This window comes from Bacteroides sp. 14(A), from assembly GCF_000526555.1.
Taxonomy (GTDB): Bacteria; Bacteroidota; Bacteroidia; order Bacteroidales; family Bacteroidaceae; genus Bacteroides; species Bacteroides cellulosilyticus.
The window spans coordinates 236,897-263,494 of the sequence record NZ_JAGH01000002.1; the positions used below are offsets into that span (position 1 = coordinate 236,897).

A 26,598-nucleotide genomic window follows, 5' to 3' on the forward strand; every position below is an offset into this window, starting at 1 on the left:
CTTCTATGTATGAGGTGAAGCAGGAAGGAGTGCGCTAAAACAGCTCCTCCTTCTTGCTATAGGTAATCTTACTGTTGCTTTTGCTCTTCCCCCGGCAACTTCGGTGGTACCGTCGCTATGCTTTCAAGATATGACTGCAAATAAGTTTTTGCCGCCTGGTCGGAGATGAGCAGATAGATGGGCACCAACTTCATGTCGATCATTACGGCCGATTTCGGCTCTATGCTTTGTTGCCAAGCCAGCAGGTCCTCGTTTTTGAGCGTGCCGCCGGTGGTGAGGATAGACACTTGGCTTACATCGCCTCCGCGGACGTTGATCTTGGCTTCCACATTCTTCACGGAATTCTTTTTGTTATCATCGTATGCACCGTCGCCCGTTACGCTTACCGAGGTCTGGAACTTGATATCCAGCGCACCGCTTACCGACATGGTGTCCGTCACTAAACTTTTGTCCATGGAGATGTAGTAATCGAGCACGCAACCCATTACCGACTTGCTGACAAAGCAAGGACCGATTTCATCTACAAACGATTTGCAATACTTCTTCACAGTCTCTTCGTTGATGGGCGTTGTAGCTGTCGCCTTCTTAATGTTGTTCGTGAAGTCGTTTCTCAGTTTTACGAATCCCGGTGCCAGCAATTTCGCTTCCATTTCTTCCGAACTTTCTGCCATGGCGATAATGTTCATAAAGTCAATTTCACGGGTGTACTGATAACTTTTCATACGCTTCACGGCATACTGCTTAGTGTTGCTGGTGCCGGATGAACTATTGTAGGCTCCCTTTACATCAGCAGAGAAAGCGTTGAAGTTCAAGTTGACAGATGCAGCTACTGACAGCTTGCTTGACAAACTTTCTTCTGAATCGGCAGTAGTCACTTCCTCTTCCACTACCGGATAGATTTCGTCAGTGAGGAACGTCACGCCTGTCGAATCGCTTATTGCCGCCAGACTCTTCATGTTGAAGAGTTGGATGTGCGTGCCCAAGCAGTAATTGGAGTAGGGTTGATAGGAATATCCCGCACCTTTGTTGGAAGAGAGCAGGTCTTTCACATCACTTGGGTCAAATTTGCTGGTCTGGTTGACAGTGGTTGTGGTTCCATCTCCTTCGGCGCGGGTGGAAGCGACATCGGCGCTATATAGTGTGACACCGCCTGTGCGCGCCGCTCCCCAGTTGCTACCTACCAAGAGCTTCACGCGGGCAGGACCTTCGCCCGATTTCTGGTCCAATGCCAGGAAAGGAGTCGTACTTTCCAGTTTCCATTTGCCTTGTGCCTTGATGTCCAGGTAATACGTACCGAAAGTACCGGGAAGGTTGTTTACTTCTTTGCCACTTTCGTTCACCAAAGCGAGGGTCGGCTTGTCGAAACCTGCCGTAACGTCTTCGTCCGGTGTCGCAGCTACAAACGTATTGTCGCTGCAAGATGTGCTGAGGCACATGCCGGCAACTAAAAGGCCTGCTGCTAAAAGATTGCTTTTCTTCATACTAAAACTTAATTTAATTGATTAATAATTATATAAACATATCGATCATTCATGGTGCCATACCGTTTTTTTTCCGGCTTCGTTCCGGTCATTTGATTTTGTCCCAATTGTTTATCTGCCTTTTTATCTCTTCCCTCACCTTACCGGTGAACAGTTCGGTAAACGCCACCAGCTTCACGTCAATCAGAGCCACATTGGCACTACCGACAATCATGCGGTCGTAACTGATGCTTTCCAACCAACCTTTATAGTCGGTTTGGCTGATGCTCCCCCCGGAGTTGAGTATAGATATCGCCTGCACATCCCCTCCCTTCACGTGCACATACTTGCGGTAGTGTTCCTTGATCTTTTTCATCGTCTCCACGTATTTCCCGCCTGCGTCCGCCTCGATGATACCTGCCAACGACGCTTCCAATGCCAGCTCGATGGTGAGGCTCTCGCTCAGCACGGACTTGTCTATCTCCATTTCGTAGTCGATGGAGCCTCCTAAGCAGGAGCGGGAAACGAAACAGGCCCCCCACTTCTTGAGAAAACGGGTGACTGCTTGCTCGTCTACCCTCCCCGATGATTCATTCATGTCCTGGAGCTTCTTCCAGTCCACATAGAAGCCTGCCGCAAATAGTTCCTTGTCGCCGGCCATGACATCGGCAAGCACATTCCGGTACTGAATGTCGCGGCTGTAAATGATGCGCTTGGTGCGGCTCATGGCAAACTGCGTGCTCTTTGCCTCAAGTTTGGAGTAGTCCACGCTACCGGTCAGCCCTGCCTGGAACACCTTCACCAGGTCCAGTCCGATGGAAGCATTGGCACTGATCTGCTGCGATATCTCCTCTTCGGTCTTGCCCGTCACGAATTCTTCTTCCACCATGGCTTCATTATCGTCCATCACGTAAAACTTCCCATTAAGCATCTGCTTGTAGTCCATGTGGGTGATGTCGAACACCTGATAGAGCATGCCCGTGCAGTAGTCCGCACTGACATCATAGCTGTAACCTGCCCCCTTCTCGACACTCGGCATACCGAGCAGTCGCGAAGCCCCGTTCTGTACCACGTTGACGGCAAACATCTTGTCGCTTCTTTTCAGGCAGACACTGATGGTGGCATAACGCCGTTCAGGCACGGGATTAGCTCCTATATTGACAGTGACATCGGTATTGCCGGTGCCTTCGGCCCTATTCACGGTGAGCCACTCCGCATCGACACTCACTACCCATTCGGCGTTAGAAGCAACGGAGATGCTGAATTCGTGCCCGTCTCTGTCTATCAGATAGTCCGTCTGATCCGGTATTTCCAACAGGAGTTCCATCTCGTCTTTGCTGCACGATGTCAGCAGGCAGAGAATTAGAAAGACGGAGGATGTTATCTTACTTTTCATTCGTCAATTCTTTTTTGCAGGTATTCCTTCATGTTGTTACGGTACACGGAACCGTAGTTCCTCTCATTATATATTTGTACGTGCGACCCGATAGTGGTGCGGAACAGGCTGTAGTAAAGCTCCCGCAAGGATATTTCCGGTCGGGCGGTCAGTTCGGACAACAGGGAATAGGTGAACCGGTTGCTCAGCCAGACACTCTTGTAAGGGATATCCGGTTTGGAGGTTTCCCATTCACCGGAGGCTGTCATACACATGATACCCGGTATGCCTTCGCACGCTTTCGCCACACTGCCTGCATAGCAGGTTTCCACAAGCCACAACATCTTACGGTATTTCCGCTGGCGGTGGAGGGTATCGAACAGTTCTGCCGCCTGCCAGTGACTGAAGTTGTCGACATCTCCCCACAACAGGTTGCCCTGCATGCCATGGCCGCTCCAGAACACGAGTACATTGTCCTGCTCACCGGATGAGACAACGTGAGGCAAACGGTCGCTACGTTTTCCACAGAAGATGTCCACGAGGTCGGCAGGCGATAGTTCGGATAGCTTGTAGTCGATGACCGCACCTTCGTAAACGTCTGTACCATCGGGGCTGATGTACACTTTACCGGGATCGAAGTTCGACGGGTGTCCAGCTATGTCGTCTTCTTCAATCAGAATGATGTGCTCGTCATCGTATCCCCGGCTTTTCAGCAGTTGGTAGAAAGCCAGCGCATCGGCCTGGTGACGATAGTTACTCCATCCGCGCGATGCTGCGATGACGACTGCCCAACGCTCCTTCAAAGCCGGGTATTCGGGCTCTTTCAGACCCGAATCGAATTCCTGCTCCTTTTCTTTCTTCCAGTTCCAGCCTGCCAGATTGGCATTGGTGCGGTGCGAACCGTCGGTTGTGTGATAATCCAGTACCAGGAAGTTTTTACGGTAAATCATCCAGTGGCAATAGGTACTGTGTAATACGTTGGTATATACGTTCTTGTCGAAAGCCAGCAACCCGCTTGCTCCGTTCAGACAGGTGTAGCTCTGGAATTGAATCCCTAACATCTTCACCCAAAGCAGCCCGGGCATCCATGCACCTTGCTGGTTGTCAGTATTCTCGTCGGATATCGTCATTTTTCTCAGGGACGTGTTCAGGTCGGTTCCACCGTTTACCTGGAGGTCGTAAACACCCATCAGTGTCAAAAAAGCGGCATCGTACAGGTAGGCTTCCCAGGTAGGTGCTTCGCCGAAGCGTACTTTATAGGCGATGTCGAAGCCTGTCTCCGGGTCGGCACATGTACCCACCCCCTCTATCTCCTCTGCCAAATCACCGCACGACTCAATGACGGAAGTCTGGAAGGCATTGTCCGAAAAAAGCAGGCGCGTAGCACTCTCCTTGTCATGTTGTTCAAGCATCTTTCTTACGTCCGCAGGCTTGCCCGGCACGCAGATAAGAGCTTCAGGTGAAGTGCTCAAGGCTTCGCACATGGCTGCTTCCGGTTGCCCTATAGTGTATTTCAATACTTTGTCTACGCTCACGCCCAACTCGTTGGCCTGGAATGCAAACCAATCAATGAATGTTTGCCCATAGATATCATCGGAAGCGATGAGGGATATACGACGACAGCCCTCTTCCAAGGCAATGCTGAGCAAAGTTTCACATTGGGAGATATCGGTCTCCACCAGTGACCATAAGAAGCCCTCCTGTGCATACAACCGTACCAGGTCAGCGGAAGAAGCGGTAGGGGCGATAAGCGGCTTGTGGGACACAGCACATTCACGGGCTATGATTTCCACATTCTGTGAGGCGTAAGGGCCGATAATAGCATACAAGTCTTCGCGGTAGGCAAGCCTCATAGCAAGTTGTTCCATATCTTCTGTATCCTCATTGTACCACTCTACGTCCAGTTGTACGCAATTCTCGTCACCAACCGTCAACTCGTAGATGGTCTCCTGAGCCCATGCCACGGTACGTTCGCACTTTTCTTTGGCGGAGGTGTCCGAAAGAGGCATGATGACCGCCACTTTGTATAGGTTTACCTTCGAAGGAGCGGGGGGCAGTATGGCAGCCTCTTCATCTGCCGACGATGAGCAACCGGAGAGCAGGCTGAACAGGCAACATAGCCAAAGGAATGTTTTTAGATATATAATGTGGATATCAAGGCTGTTTCTCTTCATATATCTGTTCTTTTTCATTAACGATTGGACGGTAGTATTCCACAAGGTCTTTATAGCTGGATTGGTATTCGTCAACAAGGGCAATATCAGCGTGCCCGCTACCTATGCCGTAAGTGGTATGCAGGTCGGGCAACTCCTTTTGTTCGTTCCATGCGGTGAGATATTCCGCAACAGCCCGATCGATATGTTTCACCGTCGAGAACACGATATGTGCAGAGTATGCTGAGAGGTTGACGTCCATACCAGCAGTATAGAACTTGTCAGGGTTTTCGCGCGAATAGCGATATACCCCCTGATTGGAGCCACCGGCTATAGGGTAGATGAAACGATGGGTCTCGGTCAGACTGTCGGTCAGCTCGTATGCTCGGGCCTGCATGGAATAGCCTTCATGGTTGTCGGAGATGTAGCAAGTGGATACGGAAGTCCCCCCGTTGTCAATAAATCCTTCGCTGAATCCTGTTATGCTCCGCTGTATGGACAGATCTTGCGCGTTGGCAGCGAGGACGGCGGCCTGATATGAAAAGAGGGAGGCAATGGAACCTGCTATATAAGATGCGCCATACATGTTGATGAGAAAGGTATGTATGGGTAGATCGGTGCCATTTGTTTCGAACAGGAGCACGTCGTCTCCAAATCCATCACGCAGTTTCTTGCCTTGCAACCATTGCCGGGTGGCCTCTTCGTATTCGTTACCTGCTATGATGGCAAGGCACTCTCCTTTTTTCGCAGAGTTTATGCCGTCAAGAGCCAAATTGAGCATCAGTATGCCTTCTTCCATATCTATAGGGGCGTAGAGCATCGTATAGAACCCGGCTTTCTTCTGCGCTTCAAGAATACCGGCCAGTACGAGGTCGTTATAGGCATGGTCTCCCAATGCGTTAACGGGAAAAATAACATACACGAACTTGTCGGGGGATTCTGGTGAGACTTCCGGAATCTCCTCTTCTATTTTGTCTTTATCATCGCAGCCTCCTGTCATAAGCAGGAAGCCTCCTGCCAGCAAGAAGTATATTAAATAAATAAGACCAGATTTGAGTATAGCCTTTGAACTTGTTTTCACCACCCTTGTCACTGATAAATGTTGTCTGCAAATGTAATAACATTTTATATGGCGGATGGTGACGTTTGAAATGCACTACTGACATTTGGTCAAAAAGTGGGCGACAATTAGTCCGTAGGAGGCTCCAAGGGCTGCTTTCCCTGTATATGCCTCTTATATTCGGAGGGTGTCATATCGTATGCTGCCTTGAACAGGCGCTGGAAGTGGCGGGTGTTTGAAAAGCCCGATACCTCGGCAATGGCCTGTATGGTATAATTGGGATGTTGCTTCAATTCTGTCAAGGCATGTTTCAATCTCAAATCTGTGAGATATTGCGAGAAGGTCATGTTGGTGTTCTCCTGTAGCATTTGGGCAAAGCGGTTTTTGTCAACAGAGAGCCGTGCTAACATATCTTGCCTTACTAGTTCGGGCATCAGATAAAGTTTTTCATCTTTGATAATACGTTCCATTTTTCTGAACAAATCTTTATTGATGGAATCTTCCCTTTCTTGTTCTTCTGCTACCGATATTTTACTTTCGTCTATTTGCCTATGCAGTTTTTCCAATTCCTCTTCATACGACATCAGGCTGTCCAATTTGCCTGCTATAAGTTGGTTTTTCTTTTTGATGGTATTTATATGGCGTACGGCAAGCCACAATAAAACCAAAGCCAATGCGAAGGCGCACCCCAACAAGGTCTGAATGATGAAAGAGTTGCGCAACTGTTCGTCTTTCTGACGGATGTGCCATTCTTTTTCTTGCAGTTTATAGATAGTGGCCAGTTCTGCCACTTCATTTTTCCAGTTACGGGCGTTCAGGCTGTCTTCTATTACCTGCATTCTTTGTTGGTATTGAAGAACTTTCTGAAAGTCGTTCATCCCCCTGTGTGCTTCCGACAAGTTACTCAATATTCCGATGAATTCCTGGCTTATCGTATCTGCTGTCAGTTCGGTTAGGTCTGTTTTTTGGTAATAATCTATAATTTGTTTATACTGCTTCATTGCCAGTCGGTAGGCTGTGATGTCTATGTGAGCAGCTTTATGCTTTGAGTATCGAGTCGCAGAGAATTTCTCAAAATGCGTTGAGGCCTTTTGTAGTATTCCCAATTGGGCATAGAGATAGGCTTGCTTGATATACAGGTAGCTTAGCTGTTGGTCTATGTAACCTTGTGGAATACCTTTTTGTTTTTTCATTTGGTTGATAAGATCTTCCCGTTTGTTAGAGATGGCAATAGCTTCATTATATTTTTGTTCTCCGGCCAGATAGTTGGTCAATTGTCCGTAGAAATAAGAGAGGGTAGGTTTCATACGGAATTCCTTTTCATTTTCCAGTAGCTGGATGGCTTGTTCGAAACAATCGTATGCTTCTTGTCTTTGGTTTAATGCATAATAGTTTTCTCCCATTGTAAACAAGAAATCGGCCTCGGTTTGTTTATGTCCGATTTCTCGGGAGAATTGGATGCCTTCCGTTAAGTAATGGATACTTTGTTCGTAGTTTGCCAATCGTTGGTATGCAGCGGCTATGCATGACATGGTTTGCAGGTAATACAGTCGTTCGCTACGCAATGCAGTATCCTGAAGGGCCTTCAAGGCGTAATTCACACTCATTTGTGGCTGCCTTTTTTGTGAATATGACAAACTTCGTTGGGCATTTATCAGGCATGGTTTTTCCAGTTTTCTATTTTCCATTACATCCAGCAACTTTAAGGCGCTGTCCGGAACAGCAACGTGTATTTTCATGACGTGTTTCAGTGTGTGGATGGAATCCGGAGCAGTATTGGCCTTCATTCCGGTCGGTACAAATATAAATAGTATACCTATGATTGATAATTGTAAAAAGACATTTTTCATTGTGAATAATATTATATCGGATTGTTTATAAAAATCAGGTGTGAATTGTTGCTCCGTCCAGTAGTTTCATATGCGCGTTGCACTATCGGATGTCGTTCTTCCACGTAAGAAGAGCTCAAACGGGAAAAACGTGCTTTGATTTCGCAAGAGATATGTTTTTTGTATTTCTGCAAACAATTCCTAATTACTGTAACTCTCGTTGGGCTTATTCAAATCAAACATCGGGCTGAGGTGCCGGACATTATTACCTTTACGGCCGATTACCATACCCTGCAACTCAATATAATTCTGCCGGTAGTCTGCCGCTTTTTCTTTGTCGCGACTAAGAGAAGGGATCGCAATCAGAGACTTGAGGACTCCGGTTGCTTCAGAAACCATTATAGGTATATCGTAAGTCATATCTTTCTCAAATAAATTATTAAAATGCAAATTTATGAATAAATCTTAATATATGCTTAATTTACATTTGGCAAGTTTGTAATTTGCGGGTGATATTACAACCACCCTTCTTCATGAATTCAATATTCAGGATTGTTTTTTCGCTATAAAACCACAGTTTAAAAAAATGTGTGTAACAAGGTCTAAAGAAAAAGTTAAGGAAATACGCGTCTGCGCGCATGTATGCGAGTGATGAATGAATTTCTCGAATGAATCTCTCAACACAAAAAAATAGGGAAACCTCCCGGCCTCCCTATTCGTATTGTTAACTTTAATATTAAATGCAGAGTATATCTCCATTTAATGCCTTTATGCCTTAGCGGATGGTTTTCAAACCTTTCATCTCCGCTTTATCAGCCTCTTTGATGCTGATGGCAACGCCACCGCTGGCGGCTAATTTCTGTTTCAGTACACTCTTAGGTGTCACTACTACCTTACGTATACGATAGCTTTGGGGATTGGTGTCCCAATCTGCATCCTTGCCATCTTCGTAAATGGTAGCGATATATTGTTTTCCTTCCGGAAGCCAGGAGAAAGGAATCGTCGCCGTACGACTATTCTCATCAGTAATGCCGCCAACAAACCATTCGTTTTTACCTTTTGCCTTGCGGGCTACGGTGATATAATCTCCCGGTTCGGCTTCTAGGTACCAGCTATTGTCCCAGTCTACCGCAACGTCTTCAATGAATCGGAAGGCATCCGGAAAACGGGCGTAATTGGAAGGCAAGTCGGCTACCATCTGGATAGGAGAAGGCATGGTCATGTAGAGTGCCATTTGCTTCACCAAAGTGGTATGCACACGTTCGTTGGGTTTCTCACCGTTGTAATAAGACAGTCTTGTCTCGAAAATACCCGGGGTATAGTCCATCGGACCACCTTTCAGGCGGGTAAAAGGCAGAATACAGGTATGATCGGGATCATTGCCACCCATTGTTTCGAACTCTCCGCCACGGGCAGATTCCTGAGCCAGCCAGTTAGGGTAAGTACGACACAAACCGGTGGGGCGTACTGCCTCGTGGCTATTAACCATTACTTTATAATCAGCAGCGCGACGAGCTACATGGATGTAATGGTTGTTCATCCATTGGGAAGAGTGGTATTCATTACGGGGGATGATATAACCTACGTAACCGGTTTTCACAGCATGATAACCATTGTCTACCATGAACTGGAAGGCCTCATCCAATTGGCGTTCGTAGTCGGCAGCATTGGCGGCTGTTTCGTGATGCATCACCATTTGCACGCCTTTTTCTTTGGCGTAACGTTGCAGCTCTTTAACGTCGAAGTCGGGATAGGCTTTGTTGAAGAGGAACTGACGATCTTTTCGATAGGAAGCCCAGTCTTCCCAACCTTCGTTCCAGCCTTCTACCAGTATTCCGTCGATGCCATGGGCGGAGGCGAAGTCGATATATTCCTTCACATGGGTGGTATTGGCGGGGTGATGACCATTGGGTTCCAGTTTGGCATAATCCGTAATGCCGGGCTTGGCCTGGTAGAAATCACTATATGCCCAGGTCTTTCCTTCGCCTGTGAACATTTCCCACCACACGCCGACGAATTTCATCGGACGAATCCAGGAGGTATCTTCATATTGGCAAGGTTCGTTCAGATTATAAATCAATTGAGAAGCAAGAATGTCACGGGCATCATCGCTAACAATAACGGTACGCCAGGGAGACAGCACGGGCAGTTGCAAGTAACCTTTCTTACCTAATTTATCGGGAGTCAGGTGGGCACTTAATTTAAACTGCTTATCATCTACATTTAGCAACATACCGGCATAATCCACTAAAGCAGCTTCATGGATATTCAGGTAGATGCCATCTTCGCTTTTCATCATTAACGGGGTTTGCACTGTCAGGCCGCCTTCGGCTTTAGATTCATAAGATTTCTTAGCAATTCTTTTCTCCATATCCACTGCGATGTCCGATAGAGGGGCGGTGGTATAGGCAAACTCGTTGGTATCATAGTCACCGGGGATGCAAAAGGCTTTATGATTTCCCGTGAGATTGAATTCGGTTACTTCATCTTTTACGGTGAGGTAGTTCATCTTGCGTTGCAAAGGCAGTTCGTAGCGAAAGCCCAGACCATCATTGAACAGACGGAAACGGATATTTAGGATACGTCCTGTTTCCGGTTGTTCTAAGGTGACGGTCATTTCGTTATAATGATTCCGTACCCGGTTGTACTCACCCCAAACGGGATTCCAGTAGTTATCAACAGAAGCACGTTCAAGGTTTGTTTGTTTGAATCCTCGGGTCAGGTCGGCTTCTTCCGTCAGGAGACCTAAACGACCGGAAGTTAAAACGGGTTTGCCTTTATAGTCCAGCCGGTATGCCGGAACGCCGTCTGCCTGCTCCATAAACTCCAAAGACAGGTTACCGTCAGGAGAAGTGAGTTGCTGGGCCGAGGCGAACGAACCGAGGCAAAGGAAAAAGGCAATAAAAAGAGAATGTTTCATATTCTATTATGGTTTTAGTATTATACATAAACTGATAATTTACAAGACGAACATTGAAAGACAGAACTATCCCAATTCCCAAGAGGAGGAGAATTAAGTTACTCCATATTATAAATACTTCGTAATTATATCGAACTTGATAAATTATCATTCATATCATCATATTATCAATACTTAAAGATTCGATACTGATAAGGGCACAGGCTCAGTTCTGCTTCCAGCTTCTCTTCTGTTCCGCTATACATATCTTTACTTGGATGTCCGTTCCACTCTTGCGGAAGCGTCACATTTACTTCACGATTACGTACATTTACAGCAACCAACACACGATCTTTACCATCCTGTTTCTCAAATAGTAGCACATCGGGTTGCGGGTATGTTGTCAATCCCCCTTTACGGATAGCCGGATACTCGTTGTAAAGAGCCATCAGACGACAGTATTCCTGATACAGTTCACTGTTCCCGGTCCAATCCACCGGAACATACGTAAAGAAGTTGATAGCTTCGGGATAACCCGCCTCTTGTGAACCATAAATCAATGCTCCTCCATGCAGATAAGTAGTCAGCACGAAAGCTGCCATAGAGCCGCGCATATCTCCGAATTCTTTAATAGGCGACATCTTTGCCGACTCATCATGATTGGTGGTAAAACGCAGTTTCACTTTTCCTACGGGGATAGTATCATACTCCGCCTTATCCGTAGCAAACAGTTCCTGTGCCGGAGCATCTTTTACGAATACATCGCGAAGTGACTCCAGAAAGTCCCAGGAATAATTCATATCGAAACCTGCATCAAAGTGATCGCGTCTTTTCCCTTCAGCCAGCATCAGCAACGAACGCTCGGGGATGGCACGCAAAGAATCGAGCGCCTGTTTCCAGAAGTCGAAAGGAACAAAGTCCGCCGCATCGCAACGGAAGCCATCAATGCCGATTTCAGTAACCCAAAACTTCATGGCTTCAATCATTGCCAGGCGCATCTCCTGATTATCAAAGTTTAAGTCAGCCACATCCTTCCAACCGGTTCCGGCAGGAAAGATTATGTTTCCGGCCTCATCCTGCGTATACCATTCTTTGTTGGCAATCCAAGCATTGTCCCAGGAAGTATGATTGGCTACCCAGTCGATAATCACATTCATCCCCTTCTGATGGCAAGTGGCAACCAAGGCCTTAAACTCATCCAGTGTACCGAACTCCGGATTCACTCCTTTGTAGTCCTTCACACAATAGGGGGAATTCACAGATTTCTCCTGCCCCACTTCATTGATCGGCATAAACCACACCACGTTGATTCCCAATGCCTGAATGGAATCTAAGCGACGCTCCACCGCCTTGAATGACTTCTCAGGAGCAAACACTCGCGGATTGACCTGATACATCACCACATCTTCCACAGCAGGCAATGCCGCAATTTCCACCGCCGCTTCGCCCTGCCGCTTACCTGTACAGGCAGCAAGCAGACACAGCAGGCTTACAACAAATATATATTTCTTCATATTATCCTTCTATTTTCCAGATGTAATATTGATAGGGCTCCAACGTAATCGTTCTTGGCAACACGGTGCTTTCTCCGGTCCAGAGATTCTTCGCACTATCCCCTACCCGCTCCATAGGCAGATTCAATCTTTCCTGATTACCACTGGTATTTATCAGTACCAGTATCTTTTCCGTACTGGAGATACGATAAGAGCATATCGCTTTACTCGTCTGATAAAGTTTGATCTCTCCATTCTGTAAAGCAGGAGAATTGCGATACAACTGCATCAGTTTGGTATAATCCGCCTGATAATCGGCATTAGAGTTCCAGTCCATCGCCTGATAGCCAAAGAAAGAGAGGGCCTTGTCATAAGCCAGTTCCTGCGAACTATAAATCATTGGGCAGCCACCCATAGAAATAGAGGCCACAAAGGCTGAGAAAGCACCTTCCTTGGTTTGATAAGCCTGCACGGGCGATTTCTCGGAAGCCATATCATGGTTGGTGGAATAACGCATAAGTAACCGTTTATCTGTTACCGAAGCAAGCTCACTACGATGTGTATCATACAAATTAGCCACAGAAGCGCTTCCTGCATATACATCCTGTAGTTTATAAGCGAAGTTCCAGGCATACAGCATATCAAAGCCTGCATCGTAGAGTGCGGTTTGTGAACCTTCGGCCAGCATCAGCAAGGTACTTTTGGCGGCACGAAGCTTCGTGATAGTTTCCTTCCAAAAGTCATTGGGCACACCTTCGGCATGGTCGCAACGGAATCCGTCTATGTCAGCTTCGGTCAGCCAGTAAAGCATAACCTCCTGCATGGCGGCACGCATGGCAGTGTTGTCATAATTCAAATCAGCCACATCGTCCCAACCCATTCCGGGGGGAGAAACAATATTGCCGTTGGCGTCCTGCGTATACCAGTCCTTATGTTCCGTAGTCCAGGCATGATCCCAGGCGGTATGGTTAGCTACCCAGTCCAGGATTACCAACATACCTTCGGCATGGGCCTTCGTGACTAATGCTTTCAAATCGGACAGTGTTCCATAGGCAGGATTAATAGCCCGATAGTCTTTCACACAATACGGAGAACCGACAGCATTCTTTTCACCTTGCTGGAAAATGGGCATGAGCCAAAGAACATTGGCTTCCAGCTTTTTGATACGCGGCAGTTGGGCAGTCAGTCCATTCAGTGCTTGCGTTTCACCGAAGAGTGCCGGATTGGCTTCATAAATCACCATTCCGTCTGTAGTAACGTCATCTGCGGGAGGCGGCATGTCAGGATCATCATCCGAACTGCATCCGGTAAAGCTCAACAGCAAAAGGCTGGAGCACAAAATCTTAAGGATATCCTTTATTCTCATATCTATTTAATTAATTGAGATAGTATAAGTTATAATTTCAAATAATCTGTTTCAAGCAATGAAACTAAGAGTTTCTCGGTGTGAAACAGAGAGTTTCAAGTAATGAAACTACTTGTTCCAAGGCATGAAACAAACGGTTTCCCATCTTGAAACTCAAAGCATCTTAGGGCTTGGGCAATTTTTCATAAGAAGTAGCTGTGATAGAGAAGTAGATATCTCCTATCAATACTGTATACAGCCCGCCATCTTCTATTTGCTGTCCGCCTCCATTGTTATTGAAAATCAGATTCGAATACTTACCTACGTGCTCCGATAAATCAAAGTACTTATATGTAACACCATTGATCTCCCTCGTTCCGGTTACTTGTATGCCCGGCCAACTGTCGCCAATTGCAGCGTCGCCCCAGCCATAGAGAGTCAAAGCTTCCCAACCGGAGTTATCCTGTACATACACGGTGCAATCTTTTATTTCACTACAACCCGCTTCCGAGATGCGGAGATAGTAATCGCGATCTATCGTCAGATTATAGTCTTTCAACTGATTTCCAACGCCGTTATCATTGAATATCAGGTTGATATTCTTATTTGTGCAAGCCGGTGTCAAATGGAAGCACTTATACGTTGTACCGTTGATTTCCTTCGTTTCTGAAACCTGTATGCCGGGCCAGCTGCTACCAATAGCCGCTTCTCCATAGCCATACAGCGCCAACACATTCCAACCGGTATTATCCTCCACATAAAGGGAATAACTTGTACCGTGTGTTGCAGGATCTATCTCCTCACACTTCTCAGGAGTTATGCTGAAATAGAAATCGCGGCTGAAAGTGATGTTCTTTACGAAAGACAGCACGAGTCCCGGATCGTCTTCCTTTTTGTTATTATTAAATGTCAGCTTCAGACTCTGATTCATCAATTCCACATCGGTTTCAAAGTATTTATAAACTACTCCGTTGATTTCCTTCGTTCCGGCAGGTTCGAGTCCCGGCCAGTCTTCATTGTTATCACCTGCCCCGGAGATGTAAAGTGCCAGATCTCCCCAACCGGACTGGTCATCCACATAGATGCAATAACTTGCTTCCGGGTCTATCTCTTCAAAGCCTTTATCGGTAATGCGGAAGTAGAAGTTTCTGTTGAGTGTCACCACCGGACCGTCAAACTGCTTTCCATCATTATTATTGAAAATTAGATTCACACCTTCATAACCATCCAGAGCTTTCCCCATATCGAAGTATTTATAAGTAACCCCATTGATCACTTCCGTACCTTTCACCGCAATACCCGGCCAAGCAGGTGTTACATCACCGGCACCGGCCCAACCGTACAAGTAAAGATTATCCCAACCGGACTTATCAGCCACATAAACCACAAAGCCATCATGTCCTTCTTCTTCCGTATTAAAGTAAGCCTCCCAGCGGTCTACCCATACATTGGTACGGGTTCCCACCTTTACATCCAACTGATGCACCACAGCTTCATTCTTCACCGAACGTTCTTCACCTTTCGAGGCCGATACGAAGTAGAAGCCGTCTGCCAGCGTCTTTCCATCTTTGAAAGTAGAAGGTAGCAGATAGATTCCCCACTTGGACTCACTACCGGTAGCTTTCTCCAACTGCCATTCCAGATTACCTACAGCAGCTTCGGCTCCTCCGTTGAAGTCGCCCACAATGTAGTATTCGTCATCGGCAGCACTGCCTTTCGGCATGATGACTTCCAGTAATATAGCGTTCGCCTTGATTTCGAACTGAGGCAGTTCATCATCGAATATAATCGTATCTGTATCGTCGCACCCGTTGAGCAGAGCAAACAACGGCAACATAAACAGCCAATAAATTATCTTTTTCATGGATTTTCTGTTTTTGAGTTATTTATAATTCGGGTTCTGTATCAGTCCTTGATTGACAAGCAATGCAGAAGCAGGCAACGGATACCACTCATATTTACGATCACGCTTGGCGGGATAAAGTTGACCATTGTCCGTGGCACGTCCGAAGAACCACCACTGGCCTTGCGTGAATTTGTCGAAACGACGCAGGTCTGTACGGCGGCGGCGACCTTCATTCAGGAATTCAACACCCCACTGACTCAACATCCAGTCCATATCGAAAGCAGTGAAGCCACGGCCCGGTTTGTCTTTCACGTCTGCCCAGTCGCCGGCACTGAAGTAACGTTTACGTACTTCGTTCACCAGTTCTTTGGCCTTGTCGGCTTGTCCGGCACGCATTTCACACTCTGCCAGCATATAGTACACTTCGCTCAGGCGGAATTCCACTTCATCGATGTTCTGAAAGTCGATGGCTGCGGAAGTAGGATATACCGGATACTTCACCAGACGGAGGCCGGAGTTCGTCTCACCCCAACGCGGTGACATGACGGTTTCCAGGTTGCGTCCGAGGTTCATAAACGTACCTACCTGGTCTACATACGCCAAGTCTTGTCCGTCACGGTCGGCATCGGCTTTCAAGGCTTCACCCTTACCATAGTTAGCTTTTATGGTACCTTTCAGGAAGATACCGCTGTAGCCGTTCTTCTTATCATAATTATAGTTCTTTTTACGGATGTCGCGGTCGTCGAAGCGTTCGTAGACTGCACCCAGTTTATCACCGTAAGCCGCATCGAGGAAGCAGGTAGCTCCCTGTGTACCTCCCAATTCATTCACCGTTCCCGCATTGTCATACGAAGGAACCAGACAAGTACAGTTCCAACCACTCTGACTGTAAGTGCCTCCAAAATAATCCCAGATATTATAAGGATAGAAAGTCATGCGCATCCATCCCATATTCAGTTTACCGTCTTCGCAGGCAAAAGCCATGATGACTTCGGGACATTCCGTATTATTGATAGAGTAAATATCGCGGTAATCCTTTGCCAATTCATATTTTCCATATTTACCGCTGATTATTTCACGGCACAGTTCGGCACATTCGGTATAGTGGCTTTCTTTGATGAACACTTCGGCATTCAGCAACAGACGGGCCTTGATCATACGGTTCACGGCCTTGTTCATGCGGTTCACCTGATTTTCTACCATTCCTTCGTAGCAATCATCCAGCTCGGTAGCAATGAAGTTATAAATCTTCTTGCAACTTGTATCGAAGTCCGGGTCGGCAGTGGGTGGCAATTCACCGTCTACGGTGGCCGGTTCAATATTCAGCGGCAATGCACCACCCCAGATTTCAAAGATATTATAATAAGCCCAGGCACGAAGTGTACGTACTTCGCCTTCATAAGCTTTCAGTTTCTCATCAGTCATCTTCAGGTCGGCAGAAGTTAGCTTTCCCATATCAGCCAATAAGGTGTTACACAGGCCGATAGTGGTCCATGCATTCTCCCAGGCACTACGGATAATCTTAGCATCGGGAGTCCAGTTCTGAATGGAGAAGATAAACTTTTCACCTTCATCATATCCCCACTGACCGCCATTCCATACACGCCAGGTCACCTGATCGGCAGGAAATTCCTGCATGTACCAGAAGTATTCGGCATAACTGGTAGCACCTGTGGAATAAATAGTAGCTACCGCACTCTTCACACTATTCTCGTCCTGATAATAGACACCGGAGTCTACACGGTCGAACACTTCTTCCGTAAGGTCGAAGCAACCGCTCAATGAACAACCCAGAATGATTGCCAACAGACATTTATATTTCAGATATTTCATAATTCTTTTCTGTATTTAGTTATTAAAGGAGTTGACAAGGCTTCAGGCGACAAGTTGACAAGGGGAAATGACTCTCTTACTAAACGAAACTATTATCCTCGTTCCCTTGTTAACTGCAACCTTGTTAACTATATCTATTTGAAACGGATATTCAAGCCTACGCTCAACTGAGTAGCCGAAGGATAGGCACTGTTCGTATCTACACCCGGAGTCAGTCCGTTGATGGCAACGGCTGAGGGATCGTTACCGGAATAACCGGTCAGCGTAAACAGATTCTTAGCTGTCAGATAAACTCTCATACCTTTGATGAACTTGTTTTCTTTCGGAGTGATGGTATATCCCAGAGTCAGGTTATCCAGCTTAAAGTAATCACCCTTTTCAAGGAAGAAAGAAGAGATTACACCGCCACCGGTTGTAATATCCGCATCTTTTCCATAAGCATCGCGCAGCACATTGTCCGTACCGCAACCTTTCAGACCCATTCCGTAACGACGCATATTGAAGATTTCAAAACCGAAAGCACCGTTGAACATCAGGCTCAGGTCGAAGTTCTTATAACGGAGCGTATTACTCCAGGAAAGATAAGAGGTCGGCGTACCATTACCGATATGGCGTTTGTACTTCACATCTGCCTTGGATACAGGAACTTTTTCGCCTTCATCGGTATAAATCATCATATCGCCATTCTCTACACCGGCATACTCGTAGCCATAGAACTGGCCGATCTTGCTGCCTTCTTCCACGCGGAAGAAGTATTCACTGGTACCTACACCCGGCTTCTGATACAGTTCCACATAAGAAGCTTTGTACAGGCTGTTGGAGAGTTTATCCAGTTTCGTAGTGCCGTAAGAGTAGTTGATACCCGTTGTCCATTCTACGGGAGTTCCTTTGAAAGCGTCGCCTTCCAGAGAAACTTCGATACCACGATTCACAGTGGTTCCTACGTTTACCAGAATTGTAGAGTAGATGTAGGGAGGCTGTGGAGCCGTATAGTTATAAAGCAAGTCGCGTGACTGGCGGTCGAACCATTCAACAGAACCACGCAATCTGTTCCACAAGGCAAAGTCAACACCGATGTTCATACTGACACTCTTTTCCCAGCCCAGTTTGGAATTGGCATTCACTGAAGGAGCATAACCTGTTACCCAGGCACCGTCCATCAGATAGGTATCCGTAACATTCAACTGGGCATTTTTATGAGAGCCGTAAGTGGCTAATGACTGGTAGCAATCGAAGTCCGAACGACCTGTTACACCATAGGAAACACGGGGTTTCAAACTCTGAACGATGTTTTGGTGGTCTTTCAGGAAACCCATATTCGCCATTTCCCAGGCAAGGGAAAGAGACGGGAAAGCACCCCATTTATGATCTGCACCGAATTTCGTAGAGCCTTCGTAGCGGATGGAAGCGGAAGCAATCAACAGATTCTTCCAATTATAGTTGATACGTCCGAAGACACCGATCAGTTTGGCAAGAGATTTACCAGTACCCATACTTGCTTTTCCTTTGGCAAGGTAAGAACCGCTTCCAAGATTATTCCAGAGAATATCATCGAAATTGAAATCACTGTTTCCGGCTTGCAGGCGTTCCCAGGTGGTTTGCTCATAATTGTAACCTACCATTGCCTTGAAGTTGTGATCACCCAGATCCAACGAGTAGTTACCCAACCACTCCAGGCGGGACGTGTACCACTTCTGGTAAGTCACTTCTGCACGTCCGTTATAACCGTTCCAGTAAGATTCACCGGCAGTGGAAGGGGTATAATAGTGTTGTTTCAGATCGTTGTAGTGCAAAGAGTAGCTCAATGAAGTATTCAGCATTTGCTTTTCCGAACGGATCAGGTTGACTTTTACCTCAGCAGTACCCAGCAGGTAAACACGCTGACCGTTATTGTCGATTTCTTTCAGTTCCTGCACCGGGTTGCGTGCTCCGGTAGGAGAAGTAGGCTGGAAGTAAGTTCCATCCTCGTTATACAAAGGCATGGTAGGGTTCATGCTCAGGGCAGTATCGAACATACCGTCGTTACCCCATACTTCATTCACGCGACGGGCGTTGAGTGAACCGTTCAGTTCTACGATTCCATCCATCATACGCTGGTTCAGGACGAAGCGTCCACCGAATTCTTCACGACTGCTGTTCAGATCGAGGCCGGTTGCTTTCTTATAATTAAAAGAAGCGCCGTAGTATCCGTTCTTGGTACTGCCGTCGATAGAAAGATATTGGTTGTTATCATAAGAGAAATCACGCAGCAAGAGGTCATACCAATCAGTAGAATACCCATAATCCGTTGCACGACGGGAACGACGGAATTCGTCTGCACTCAAAATATCCGGACCGCTCTTTGCCAGATTCACACCGAACCAGCTGTCGTAAGTCACTTGGGCACGTCCGGCTTCTCCGGCTCCCTTACGGGTAGTGATTAGGATCACACCATTAGCACCGCGTGTTCCGTAGATGGCAGCAGAAGCGGCATCTTTCAGTACGGTCATCGACTCAATGTCCTGTGCTGCCAGGTTGCGAATATCGCCACCTGCCACACCATCAATTACCACTAACGGGTCATTGGATGCCGAAATAGATGTTGCACCACGAATCTGAAGAGAGGAACTTGCATTCGGATTGGCTGCCGCCGTATTGTTTACGGTCAAACCGGCAACTTTACCGGTCAGCATCTCCATCGGATTGTTCATGGAACCTTGCAGGAACTTCGATCTGTCTACCTGCACAATGGAACTGGAAAGTTCTTTCTTGCTCAATGAGCCGTAGCCCACCACAACGACTTCATCCAGTGCCTGAGCGTCTTCTGACAGCACTACATTGATTTCCTGACGTCCACTACAGGGGATCTCTTGTGTTTTGTAGCCAATAAAGGAGAAAACAAGGACGGAAGAAGGCTTCACACCCGACAAAGTATAGTTACCGTCAATATCGGTAATGATACCATTAGTTGTACCTTTCACAGTTACGTTAGCACCAATTACAGTTTCACCCGTGGTATCCGTTACTTTTCCTTTCACGGTTAAATCCTGGGCAAAGGATGCCACTGCAAAAAGTAATCCGGCCATAAGAAGAAGAGACCGGCACAAACATAACTTTGTTCTTTTTACATTCATACTATTAGTTTTTAGATTAGCAATCATTCTGTTCACCTCCACAGGTTGAGGCGACAGTGCAAATGTCTGTAAAAAGAAGGGGGAAAGAAAAGAAGACTAAAGAAAATCTAGATTAACAAAAGGATCAAAATATTATATATCAGCGAGATAAAACAAATAAAGGGCGTTAAAAAACTAAATGAAAACAAAGGAAGCAGAATAGAAAAAACGGGATTTTGGGTTCATTTCGGAGGGGGTATGAATTAATTCACCACAGATTAACACAGATTTCCACAGAATTTTATTTCTCTGATTTTAATTGATTAAACTCTGTGAGAATCTGTGTTAATCTGTGGTGGGCAAATTCATTACTATACCATATAGCTCACTAACCAGCAAAAGACCCAATCTTCATCACCTCTTCCTCAAAATTATCACGGCAAAGAGAACGATTCTTCAATTTGGAACGATAGGTATAAATAGTAGTAATGGAATAACGCAGGAAGCCTGCAATCTTGGCACTGTCCGTAATTCCCAAACGAATTAAGGCAAATATACGAAGTTCCGTTGTCAGCCGTTCATCCTGTTTAGGAATAATTCTTTCTTCTTCCGGCAACAACTCATTAAAGCGTTTCACAAAATCAGGGAAAATACTAAGGAATGAATTATCGAAGTTTTGATAGAATTCTTTCAGTTCTTCATCGATGAAACGGGACGATTTCAACGTTTTATAGAGTTCTTCCACCTTCCCCGAAGCTGCCTGTTTGTTAAGCATCCGACGGTATCCCTCCAACTTGTCAATGTATGTGGAACACAATCCCATAAATCGGCCGACATACTCCTCCTTAATATGATTAGCCTCCGTCAGTGAATCATTCGTTTCGTGCTGTCTCTGATTTACTTCGATCAATCTTTCATTCAGAAGTTTCAGCTCTTCATTCATTGCCAGCAAATCCTGTCGCGCACGGGCCAGCTTCTTCACCTGACGAATTACATACCAGACCGCACATGCCAGAAATAGCGTCAGCAAACTGGTAACAACCAGGAAAATCTGTAACACCTGCTGATGCTTCTGTTTCTCCACCTGATAGGCATGGTCTATGACCGGGAGCATCCTTGAAGCCTGCACATTCCGGAGACGGGCATTATAGAAATTGGCATCTTCCATGCTGCGCTTCATATAAACATCCGCCCGTTGTAACTGCCCCTCTTCATATAACAGTTCCGCCAATGCACGCAAGGAATTATTCTCTTTCACCACACCACGAATATCGGCAATTGCACTCTTTATCAAATATTCTTTTTGCTTTTCCCGCTGTCCCGTACTCTGATAGATAAAGGCAAGAATAGAGGTCACCACTGCATAATCCCGTGTATCCGGTGAAAGTTTTTGATGATAAACTTCCAACATTTCAATGGCTTCCTCTCCTCTTCCTTGTTGCAGAAGTTCGGGAGTATAAGCTATGACATACTGATAAGACCCCTCTTCTACCATCTGCAATACAGAGTCGCGGTAGATATACAGGTTATTCAGATATTCAATCTGATATTCGTCATCCATCGCATACTCTGCATGATAGAGATAAATATCTTCAAAAGTGATGTAATATTCAATGAGTTGGTCTCTGGAAAGTTGCTTGCTATCTATAGACTTCAACAAGGCCACGCCTTCTGCATACAGACCTGTCTTTCCCAAGATACTTGCCTTCTTCAGTTTGGCCTCATTCAGCCACTCTTGATTGTTGTGCTGAAGGGCAATCTCGATATTGCGATTGATATAATGTCTTGCTGAATCGCAAATATACGCTTCATATTCATCAAAAAGTTGTTGATTGATATGGTACTCATCAAATGGAGAAGTACTTTTACAAGTCCGGAAATATTCTTTAATCTGATCAATGCGTTTCAGTCTGGCCTGCTCATATTGAGCGGTGTTTTCAATTGTCCTGTCCAGAACTACCAGTAAAGAATCTATTTTCTCCTGCGCTTGCAGAAGGCAACAGAACAGCAAAGAGATTACAAAAAGCAGGTACCGGTCTTTCATGCTTACAAACGTTTACGAACAGGACAAAGATATAAAATCCTACTATAATAACCATCTTACCAGTTCGTTTTTAATAAATCGTCTCAGCTTTGAAGAGCATATATACATAAAAGGGACGCTGCATCTCGCGGCGTCCCATCTATCTTAGTTAGTTTTTATAAGAATTTGAGAGAATTGAAACTTCACAGCCTCAATTTGTTGTTTTAATAAAGCACACTAACTATATTTATGTTTAAAGCAAATGAAAATGTTATTCTTAAAAGCAAATGAAAACGTTACTTCTTCAGTTCCACCTTCTTGTCTATCCGTTGCAGACTATCCAGAATCTGTTGTTCATGGGTAATCGTCACGTCTCCCGAGAGAGCTACCGAAGGTGTGGTAATTTGTTTGCCTATCGTATCGGCTGCGGCTACTTCTTTTATATCACTATAGAATGAATGTTGCATCACATTCCCTAATGAAAGTACCACTGCCACTACTGCGGCGGCCTTGAACAGCGGAATGAAACGTGCGGTAAGCGTCAAGCGTTTTGCCTTCACCACCGGAGTCTCCACTTCTGCAAGCACACGGGCGTCGAAATCTGCTCCCAACCCCACTTCTTGTTGCAGTTGCTGATATACGAACAAATCTTTGTAGCGAAGCAAATGCTCCGGAACGTCGCTTCCGTTAAAGAAAGCACGCAACTGCGCTTCTTCCTCAAGGGAAGTCTCACACTGCCAGTAGCGTTCTAAAAGTTGTTCTATATATTTACAGTCCATAACCATCTATATCTAAATACCGTTGTTTTACTTTTTGCCTCGCCCTGAAGAGGTTCACTTTTACCTGTTCCTCCGTCAAATGCAGGACGACCGCAATTTCTTTATAACTCTTACCCTCTATATCCCGAAGCTGCATAATCAGCCTTTGTTTATCGGGGAGTTCATTGACCAGACGATGGATGAGTGTCATTTGCTCTTTATCCACCAAGTGATCGTAAGGATTGGATGCTCCGGAAGTCTGTTCCATTTCAGGTGTCAGTTCCACGGTCTGAGCGTCTTTTCTTTCGCTACGGTCTATTGCCAGATTCTTTGCCACTGTCAGGCAATAAGCCCCGATAGAACCGAATTTCGTCCACTCATCACGTTTGTTCCAGACTCTTATCAGTGTTTCCTGCACAACGTCTTCTGCCTCTGCTCTGTCGAAAGTAATCCGGAGAGCCAACCGAAAGAGTTTGTCTTTCAGAGGGAGAATGTCATTCCGAAAACTGATTTCTTGCATCTCTATTAATAATGACGGTTAAGTATATGGAAAGTTACAGTTGATCACTACTTTTTTTGAATTATTTTTTGATGCGGGTTCCGCTATTCTCGTTAATTGCTGACGCTAAGGTAATTACCACTTCAGTTACTCCCGCATTCAAAGCTTCAAAAGAATTCTCCAGCTTGGGTATCATACCTCCTTGAATAACACCGTCCGCTACATATTGTTTGAATTCGACAGGAGTGATCTGAGGTATCACGCTATCGTCATCGTTCTCGTCACGAAGCACACCCTTCTTCTCAAAACAGAATACCAATGTCACATCGAACAAAGCAGCAAGGGCTTTTGCAGTCTCTCCTGCAATAGTATCGGCATTTGTATTCAGCAGATTGCCTGCACCGTCGTGCGTCAGCGGAGCCATTACGGGAACTATTCCTTTATGGATCAAATCACCCAAAAACTCTGCATTCACTTGCTTTACATCACCCACAAAGCCATAGTCGACGTCTTTTACCGGGCGTTTCACGGAACGGATTACATCCATATCCGCACCAGTCAATCCCAGTGCATTGACACCACGCGCCTGAAGTCCGGCTACAATATTCTTGTTTACCAGCCCGCCGTACACCATCGTCACTACTTTCAGCGTTTCGGCATCCGTGATACGACGCCCGTTTACCATCTGGCTTTCAATGCCCAGTTGGGCAGCCAATTTTGTGGCCGAACGGCCACCTCCGTGTACCAAGACTTTGTAGCCCTCGATAGCTGCAAAGTCATCCAACAACTTATGGAGGGTAGCTTCTTCCTCCACGATTTTGCCACCCACCTTTATTACTGTTAGTTTTTCTCTCATAATTCAGTTGACAAGTTTTTTAGTTAACAAGTTGACAAGGGGAAAAGACAAAATGAACAAAGCAATAAAGCGCAGCTCCTTGTCAACTTGTTCCCTTCTCAACTCGTCAACTTTTCTTATTCCAAATAGGTATATCCGTACAGACCGGAACGATAATTGGAAAGGAACTCTTTACCTTCTTCCAACGAAATACGTCCCTCTTTTACTGATTGAGTCACCCAAGTCTCCAGTGTACGCACCAGCTTCTTAGGGCTATATTGAACATAGTCAAGCACTTCCGCTACAGTTTCACCATCAATCACCTGTTCGATGGTATATCCCTTCTCGTTAACAGATACATGCACAGCATTCGTATCGCCGAAAAGATTATGCATATCACCCAGAATCTCCTGATAAGCACCTACCAGGAACACACCCATATAATAAGGTTCCTTACTCTTTAAAGAATGAGTGGGCAGATAGTGTGCCACATTCTTAGTCGAGATAAAGTTAGCTATCTTTCCATCCGAGTCACAAGTGATGTCCTGCAAGGTTGCCGCACGGTCGGGACGTTCATCCAGGCGCTGAATGGGCATAATCGGGAATATCTGGTCGATAGCCCAGGAATCCGGCAGGGACTGGAACAGCGAGAAGTTACAGAAATATTTATCCGCCAACAGTTTCGGCAATCCGCGAAGTTCATCGGGAGCATGCTTCAAGCCGCCTGCAATCTGGTTCACCTCACGCATAACAGACCAGTAAAGACGCTCAATCTGTGCACGTGTTTTCAAATCCACAATTCCATGACTGAACAAGTCGAGCGCTTCTTCACGAATTTGCTGTGCATCGTGCCAGGCTTCCAGCATCTTATTTTGATTCAATGTATCCCAAATGCCATAAAGTTCCTGCACCAATTCATGGTCTTCCTCGGTTACTTCTTCATCATCGTCCCATTCGGGCAAAGTGGTGGTTTCCAAGACTTCAAAAATAAGTACGGAATGATGGGCAGTCAGTGCACGTCCGCTTTCCGTAATAATATTGGGATGGGGAATACCATTCTTATCACTGGCATCTACCAAAGTGGAAATAGAGTCATTCACATATTCCTGAATGGAATAATTGACGCTACTTTCGCTACTGGACGAACGTGTTCCATCGTAATCTACGCCCAAGCCACCACCGATATCCACGAATTCGACTTTGAATCCCATAGCATGAAGCTGCACATAGAATTGAGATGCTTCGCGCAAGGCCGTCTTAATGCGGCGAATCTTTGTCACCTGGCTACCGATATGGAAATGTATCAATTTCAGACAATCTTTTAGTCCTTTTGAGTCTAAAAAGTCGAGTGCTTCGAGCAATTCACTGGAACTGAGTCCAAACTTGCTTGCATCGCCGCCTGAATCTTCCCATTTGCCACTTCCTGAAGAAGCCAGTTTGATACGAATACCGATATTAGGCATAACATTCAGCTGCTTCGCCATCTTGGCTATCAGTTTTAGCTCGTTCATTTTTTCTACTACAAGAAAAATGCGTTTACCCATCTTCTGGGCAAGCAAAGCCAATTCTATATAGCTCTCATCCTTATAGCCGTTGCAGATAATCAACGAGTCAGAATCTGAGTTAATAGCAATCACGGCATGAAGTTCAGGCTTCGACCCGGCTTCCAACCCAAGATTGAATTTCTTTCCATGGCTGATAATCTCCTCTACCACAGGGCGCATCTGATTAACCTTGATAGGATAGATGATAAAGTTCTGCGCTTTATAGCCGTACTCCTCAGCGGCCTGCCTAAAACATGAAGAAGTCTTCTCAATCCGGTTGTCCAGAATATCGGGAAAACGTATCAGCATAGGAGCCGCCACGTCTCGCAATTGCAATTCATCCACCAATTCTTTCAAATCGACGCCGACACCGTTTTTACGAGGTGTTACCACTACATGACCTTTGTCATTGATACCAAAGTACGAAGTGCCCCAACCTGTAATGTTGTAAAGCTCTTCTGAATCTTCAATACGCCATTTTCTCATTTTTTGTAACTCAGATGTTTGTTGTTTGATTTTAATAGGGCGACAAAAATACGATAATTCTCGATATT

At 45.8% G+C, this 26,598-nt stretch carries 16 protein-coding genes and 1 pseudogene; all 17 read right to left on the reverse strand.

Annotated features, from left to right (window positions below; all coding sequences use genetic code 11):
* Positions 1 to 68: 68 nt before the first annotated feature.
* The 17 genes and pseudogenes from K429_RS0108710 to speA all read right to left on the reverse strand — a co-directional run bounded on the left by K429_RS0108710 (position 69) and on the right by speA (position 26,530).
* Entirely contained in the window at positions 69 to 1,481 is a 1,413-nt protein-coding gene (locus tag K429_RS0108710; RefSeq protein WP_081750854.1) for an MAC/perforin domain-containing protein, read from the reverse strand.
* A gap of 88 nt (positions 1,482 to 1,569) precedes the next feature.
* A complete protein-coding gene (locus K429_RS0108720; protein ID WP_026366648.1) occupies positions 1,570 to 2,856 on the reverse strand; it encodes a BACON domain-containing protein in 1,287 nt (428 codons plus the stop codon).
* A complete protein-coding gene (locus K429_RS0108725) occupies positions 2,853 to 5,009 on the reverse strand; it encodes a C13 family peptidase (RefSeq protein WP_026366649.1) in 2,157 nt (718 codons plus the stop codon). The genes K429_RS0108720 and K429_RS0108725 overlap by 4 nt, the downstream gene beginning before the upstream one ends.
* Entirely contained in the window at positions 4,990 to 6,069 is a 1,080-nt protein-coding gene (locus tag K429_RS0108730) for a BMP family ABC transporter substrate-binding protein (RefSeq protein WP_155923390.1), read from the reverse strand. Before K429_RS0108730 ends, K429_RS0108725 begins: the two co-directional genes overlap by 20 nt.
* Before the next feature lie 107 nt (positions 6,070 to 6,176).
* Positions 6,177 to 7,898 (reverse strand): AraC family transcriptional regulator, encoded by a 1,722-nt coding sequence (locus K429_RS0108735; protein WP_026366651.1) that lies wholly within the window; start codon positions 7,896 to 7,898, stop codon positions 6,177 to 6,179.
* Positions 7,899 to 8,099: 201 nt separating this feature from the next.
* Positions 8,100 to 8,297: pseudogene (locus K429_RS0108745) on the reverse strand (acetylornithine deacetylase); the annotation flags it as partial.
* 355 nt (positions 8,298 to 8,652) lie between these two features.
* Positions 8,653 to 10,797, reverse strand: a complete 2,145-nt coding sequence (locus K429_RS0108750; RefSeq protein ID WP_026366653.1) for a glycoside hydrolase family 97 protein — start codon at positions 10,795 to 10,797, stop codon at positions 8,653 to 8,655.
* 167 nt (positions 10,798 to 10,964) lie between these two features.
* Positions 10,965 to 12,290, reverse strand: coding sequence for an alpha-amylase family glycosyl hydrolase (locus tag K429_RS0108755; RefSeq protein WP_026366654.1), 1,326 nt, complete (start codon positions 12,288 to 12,290; stop codon positions 10,965 to 10,967).
* 1 nt (position 12,291) lies between these two features.
* Entirely contained in the window at positions 12,292 to 13,635 is a 1,344-nt protein-coding gene (locus tag K429_RS0108760) for an alpha-amylase family glycosyl hydrolase (RefSeq protein ID WP_033160336.1), read from the reverse strand.
* 163 nt (positions 13,636 to 13,798) lie between these two features.
* Positions 13,799 to 15,478, reverse strand: coding sequence for a starch-binding protein (locus tag K429_RS0108765; RefSeq protein ID WP_026366656.1), 1,680 nt, complete (start codon positions 15,476 to 15,478; stop codon positions 13,799 to 13,801).
* An 18-nt stretch (positions 15,479 to 15,496) separates the two neighbouring features.
* On the reverse strand, positions 15,497 to 17,293 hold the full coding sequence (locus K429_RS0108770) for a RagB/SusD family nutrient uptake outer membrane protein (protein ID WP_007210937.1): 1,797 nt from the start codon (positions 17,291 to 17,293) through the stop codon (positions 15,497 to 15,499).
* A 134-nt stretch (positions 17,294 to 17,427) separates the two neighbouring features.
* A complete protein-coding gene (locus tag K429_RS0108775; protein WP_022208410.1) occupies positions 17,428 to 20,406 on the reverse strand; it encodes a SusC/RagA family TonB-linked outer membrane protein in 2,979 nt (992 codons plus the stop codon).
* Positions 20,407 to 20,773: 367 nt separating this feature from the next.
* Complete coding sequence (locus K429_RS0108780) at positions 20,774 to 22,429, reverse strand: DUF6377 domain-containing protein (protein WP_007210939.1); 1,656 nt, start codon at positions 22,427 to 22,429, stop codon at positions 20,774 to 20,776.
* A gap of 275 nt (positions 22,430 to 22,704) precedes the next feature.
* The gene (locus K429_RS0108785) at positions 22,705 to 23,187 is read right to left on the reverse strand and encodes a hypothetical protein (RefSeq protein ID WP_007216837.1); all 483 of its coding nucleotides are present in this window, start codon (positions 23,185 to 23,187) and stop codon (positions 22,705 to 22,707) included.
* Positions 23,177 to 23,686, reverse strand: coding sequence for an RNA polymerase sigma factor (locus K429_RS0108790; protein ID WP_026366657.1), 510 nt, complete (start codon positions 23,684 to 23,686; stop codon positions 23,177 to 23,179). Before K429_RS0108790 ends, K429_RS0108785 begins: the two co-directional genes overlap by 11 nt.
* A 61-nt stretch (positions 23,687 to 23,747) precedes the next feature.
* A complete protein-coding gene (gene argB, locus K429_RS0108795) occupies positions 23,748 to 24,521 on the reverse strand; it encodes an acetylglutamate kinase (RefSeq protein ID WP_026366658.1) in 774 nt (257 codons plus the stop codon).
* Positions 24,522 to 24,637: 116 nt separating this feature from the next.
* Positions 24,638 to 26,530: a biosynthetic arginine decarboxylase gene (speA, locus tag K429_RS0108800; RefSeq protein WP_007210943.1), complete on the reverse strand. Its 1,893-nt coding sequence runs from the start codon at positions 26,528 to 26,530 to the stop codon at positions 24,638 to 24,640.
* Between the last annotated feature and the right edge of the window lie 68 nt (positions 26,531 to 26,598).

What these genes read in the sequence shown, in the direction of transcription:
- K429_RS0108710 (WP_081750854.1), bottom strand. Translation starts at nt 1,481, where the DNA reads ATGAAGAAAAGCAATCTTTTAGCAGCAGGCCTTTTAGTTGCCGGCATG.
- K429_RS0108720 (WP_026366648.1), bottom strand. Translation starts at nt 2,856, where the DNA reads ATGAAAAGTAAGATAACATCCTCCGTCTTTCTAATTCTCTGCCTGCTG.
- K429_RS0108725 (WP_026366649.1), bottom strand. Translation starts at nt 5,009, where the DNA reads ATGAAGAGAAACAGCCTTGATATCCACATTATATATCTAAAAACATTC.
- K429_RS0108735 (WP_026366651.1), bottom strand. Translation starts at nt 7,898, where the DNA reads ATGAAAAATGTCTTTTTACAATTATCAATCATAGGTATACTATTTATA.
- K429_RS0108750 (WP_026366653.1), bottom strand. Translation starts at nt 10,797, where the DNA reads ATGAAACATTCTCTTTTTATTGCCTTTTTCCTTTGCCTCGGTTCGTTC.
- K429_RS0108755 (WP_026366654.1), bottom strand. Translation starts at nt 12,290, where the DNA reads ATGAAGAAATATATATTTGTTGTAAGCCTGCTGTGTCTGCTTGCTGCC.
- K429_RS0108760 (WP_033160336.1), bottom strand. Translation starts at nt 13,635, where the DNA reads ATGAGAATAAAGGATATCCTTAAGATTTTGTGCTCCAGCCTTTTGCTG.
- K429_RS0108765 (WP_026366656.1), bottom strand. Translation starts at nt 15,478, where the DNA reads ATGAAAAAGATAATTTATTGGCTGTTTATGTTGCCGTTGTTTGCTCTG.
- K429_RS0108770 (WP_007210937.1), bottom strand. Translation starts at nt 17,293, where the DNA reads ATGAAATATCTGAAATATAAATGTCTGTTGGCAATCATTCTGGGTTGT.
- K429_RS0108775 (WP_022208410.1), bottom strand. Translation starts at nt 20,406, where the DNA reads ATGAATGTAAAAAGAACAAAGTTATGTTTGTGCCGGTCTCTTCTTCTT.
- K429_RS0108780 (WP_007210939.1), bottom strand. Translation starts at nt 22,429, where the DNA reads ATGAAAGACCGGTACCTGCTTTTTGTAATCTCTTTGCTGTTCTGTTGC.
- K429_RS0108785 (WP_007216837.1), bottom strand. Translation starts at nt 23,187, where the DNA reads ATGGACTGTAAATATATAGAACAACTTTTAGAACGCTACTGGCAGTGT.
- K429_RS0108790 (WP_026366657.1), bottom strand. Translation starts at nt 23,686, where the DNA reads ATGCAAGAAATCAGTTTTCGGAATGACATTCTCCCTCTGAAAGACAAA.
- argB (WP_026366658.1), bottom strand. Translation starts at nt 24,521, where the DNA reads ATGAGAGAAAAACTAACAGTAATAAAGGTGGGTGGCAAAATCGTGGAG.
- speA (WP_007210943.1), bottom strand. Translation starts at nt 26,530, where the DNA reads ATGAGAAAATGGCGTATTGAAGATTCAGAAGAGCTTTACAACATTACA.